We start from the raw sequence: 2,978 nt of genomic DNA, 5'->3' as shown, positions 1-2,978 counted from the left end.
ATGCTGATGGTGTTCGCCTCCGACTACTACGACGCCGCGGACTACATCCGCGACTACGGCGTCTTCACCGACCTGGTTGCCGCGAAATGACCGCGCCGCGGCTGGGCAAGGCCAGGCGCGTGCAGGGCAAGACGCTGGTCTTCCGGGACGCGGCGGTCGACGACGCCGAGTTCATCCTCGGGCTGCGCACCGACGAAGTGAAGTCGCGCCACCTGTCGCGCACCTCGGGCGCGCTGGCCGACCAGCAGGCCTGGCTGGCCGCCTATGCGCAGCGTGACGGCGAGGCCTACTTCGTGATCGAGACCCTGGCCGGCGACAAGCTCGGCACGGTGCGGCTCTACGACGCCCGAGTGATCGACGGTCAGAGCAGCTTCTGCTGGGGCAGCTGGATCCTGTCGGACGCCGCCCCGTCGTCGGCCGCGATCGAGTYGGCGCTGATGGTGTACGCGTATGCCCTCGATACCCTGGGCTTTACGAATGCGCACTTTCAGGTCAACCTCGCGAATGAGCGCGTCTGCGCCTTCCACGAGCGTTTCGGCGCCCAGCGGGTCTCGCAGGACGATGTCGAGATCGAGTACACGCTGGTGAACGCGGCGATCCGTGAGGCCATGAAGCGCTATGCCCGTTTCCTGCCCGACCCTCTCAAGGTGAGCATCTGACATGGTTCCCTTCCTCGACCTGAAGTCCGTGCAGCTGCAGCAGCGCGCCGAACTGGTGGCCGCCTTCGAGCGCGTGCTCGATTCGGGCTGGTACATCATGGGCGACGAGCTGAAGCGCTTCGAGCAGGAGTACGCGGCCTACTGCGGCGCGGCGCACTGCGTGGGCGTCGCGAACGGGCTGGAGGCGCTGAGCTTGGCGCTGCGCGCGCTGGAGGTCGGTGCGGGCGACGAGGTGATCGTGCCGTCGAACACCTACATCGCGACCTGGCTGGCCGTGACGCACGTCGGCGCGACGCCGGTGCCGGTGGAGCCCGACGACCGCACGCACAACATCGACCCGGCGCGCATCGAGGCCGCCATCACGCCGCGCACCAAGGCCATCATGCCGGTGCACCTGTATGGCCAGCCGGCCGACCTGTCGCCGATCCTCGAGATCGCACGCCGGCGCGGCCTGAAGGTCGTCGAGGACGGCGCACAGGCGCATGCCGCGCGCTACAAGGGCGAGCGCCTGGGCGCGCACGGCGATGCGGTGGCCTGGAGCTTCTACCCGGGCAAGAACCTCGGCGCGCTCGGCGACGGCGGCGCCGTCACGACGCACGACGAAGGCGTGGCCGCGCGCCTGCGCGAGCTGCGCAACTACGGCTCGAAGGTCAAGTACCACAACGAGGTGATCGGCTGGAACTCGCGGCTCGACGAGCTGCAGGCCGCGCTGCTGCGCGTGAAGCTGCCGAAGCTGGAGGCCGACAACCGGCACCGTGCGGCGATCGCGCAGCGCTACCTGCAGGCGTTCGCCGGCTTCGAGCTGGTGCTGCCGCAGGTGCCGAGCTGGGCCGAACCGGCCTGGCATTTGTTCGTCGTGCGGCACCGCCAGCGCGACGCCCTCGCGAAGCGCCTGGCCGATGCCGGCATCGGCACCGTCATCCACTACCCGGTTGCGCCGCATCTGCAGCCGGCCTATGCCTCGCTCGGCCTGAAGGCAGGCGCGTTGTCGATCTCGGAGGCGATGCATGCGCAGGTGCTGAGCCTGCCGATCGGCCCGACGCAGACGGGCGAGCAGACCGAAGAGGTGATCGGCGCGGTGCGGAATGCACTCGAGGCGCTGGGCTGATCCATGAACATCACCACCGTCATCCCGGCCTACAAGACGCGCTACATCCACGACCTGCTGCACTCGCTGCGCTACCAGACGCGGCCGTCGCAGCAGGTGATCATTTCCGACGACAGCCCGCACGGCGAGTTTCGCGAGGTCTTCCATTCCGAGACCTTCTCGCAGCTGCGCGCGGGGCTGGACATCGAATTCCACGAGGGGCCGCGCAACGGTGCCTACGAGAACCTGAAGCACCTGGTGCGGCTGTGGAACGGCCGCTCCGAGTTGCTGCACATCATGCTCGACGACGACGTGATGTACCCCGAGTTCTACGAGCGCCACCTGGTGGCGCACAGCTCGGCCGATTTCTCGTGCTCGGTGAGCCGCCGCTGGGTGGCCAACGAGGCCGGGCAGCCGATGACCGGCCAGCCGGTGCCGGCGGCGATCGCGCACAACGCGAGCCGCATGATCGCGCTGAATGACGACGTGATGTTCATGAGCACGGTGGCCGAGTGCAAGAACTACTTCGGCGAGTTCTCGAACGCGATCTTCCGCGCCGACTGTGCCGACCTGCTGCTGAAGCCTGCGCTCGGCGACGTGTCGTACGCCGGGCTGTGGGACCTGGGCGCGTTCGTCGCGGCCAGCATCCGCCGCCCGCTGTGCCACATCCAGGATCACCTGGGCTACTTCCGCATCAGCGCGGGACAGAACTCGTCGAACGTGAACAGCCCGTTCATGAAGGGTGCGCACCTGGGCTTCGTCGCGCTGGCGGTCGGCGGGCACCGCACCGGCCGCCTGAGCGGCGAGCTGCTGCAGCAGTGCTGCCGCATCATCCAGCCGGCGCTGAACCTGCGCTACGGCAGCCAGCCCGACATGCAGCCGTTCTGCACGCTGCTGCCCGAGCTGGCAGCGGGCGCGGCCGGTGCCGAGGAGCGCTTCATCGCCGCCTGGAACGACTTCCTCGCGACGCACGGCTTCTGAGCAGGCCTGCGAGCACGCCGCGATGATGCTGAAGCTCGACCGCTACAAGGCCTGGATCTCGAAGAGCAACCCGTTCGAGCTCGAGAGCTGGGTGCGCGCGCTGCTGGTGCACTACTTCTTCCATGTGTCCGACAAGGCGATCGTCGAGGTGCTGCAGGCGCCGGAGCAGCCGTCGGCTGCGCGCACGGTCAACCTGATGACGCCGACGGTGTTCAAGGGCACCGGCCGCATCCGCCTCGCGCCGACGGTGG

At 68.4% G+C, this 2,978-nt stretch carries 5 protein-coding genes; all 5 read left to right on the top strand.

From position 1 onward, the window contains the following. Positions 1–90 (top strand): WxcM-like domain-containing protein, encoded by a 90-nt coding sequence (locus tag AC1D15_RS24790; RefSeq protein WP_477828065.1) that lies wholly within the window; start codon positions 1–3, stop codon positions 88–90. Then, the gene (locus AC1D15_RS24785; RefSeq protein WP_477828064.1) at positions 87–659 is read left to right on the top strand and encodes a GNAT family N-acetyltransferase; all 573 of its coding nucleotides are present in this window, start codon (positions 87–89) and stop codon (positions 657–659) included. Before AC1D15_RS24790 ends, AC1D15_RS24785 begins: the two co-directional genes overlap by 4 nt. 1 nt (position 660) lies before the next feature. Continuing rightward, positions 661–1,767, top strand: a complete 1,107-nt coding sequence (locus AC1D15_RS24780) for a DegT/DnrJ/EryC1/StrS family aminotransferase (protein ID WP_477828063.1) — start codon at positions 661–663, stop codon at positions 1,765–1,767. A 3-nt stretch (positions 1,768–1,770) separates the two neighbouring features. Then, positions 1,771–2,727: a glycosyltransferase family A protein gene (locus AC1D15_RS24775; protein WP_047511223.1), complete on the top strand. Its 957-nt coding sequence runs from the start codon at positions 1,771–1,773 to the stop codon at positions 2,725–2,727. Positions 2,728–2,749: 22 nt separating this feature from the next. Beyond that, positions 2,750–2,978 (top strand): hypothetical protein (locus AC1D15_RS24770; protein ID WP_477828062.1); only part of this gene is annotated, 229 nt, incomplete at its 3' end.

Source organism: Rhizobacter sp. P2_H2 (assembly GCF_056403375.1).
This window is presented reverse-complemented; position numbering and strand designations above follow the sequence as displayed.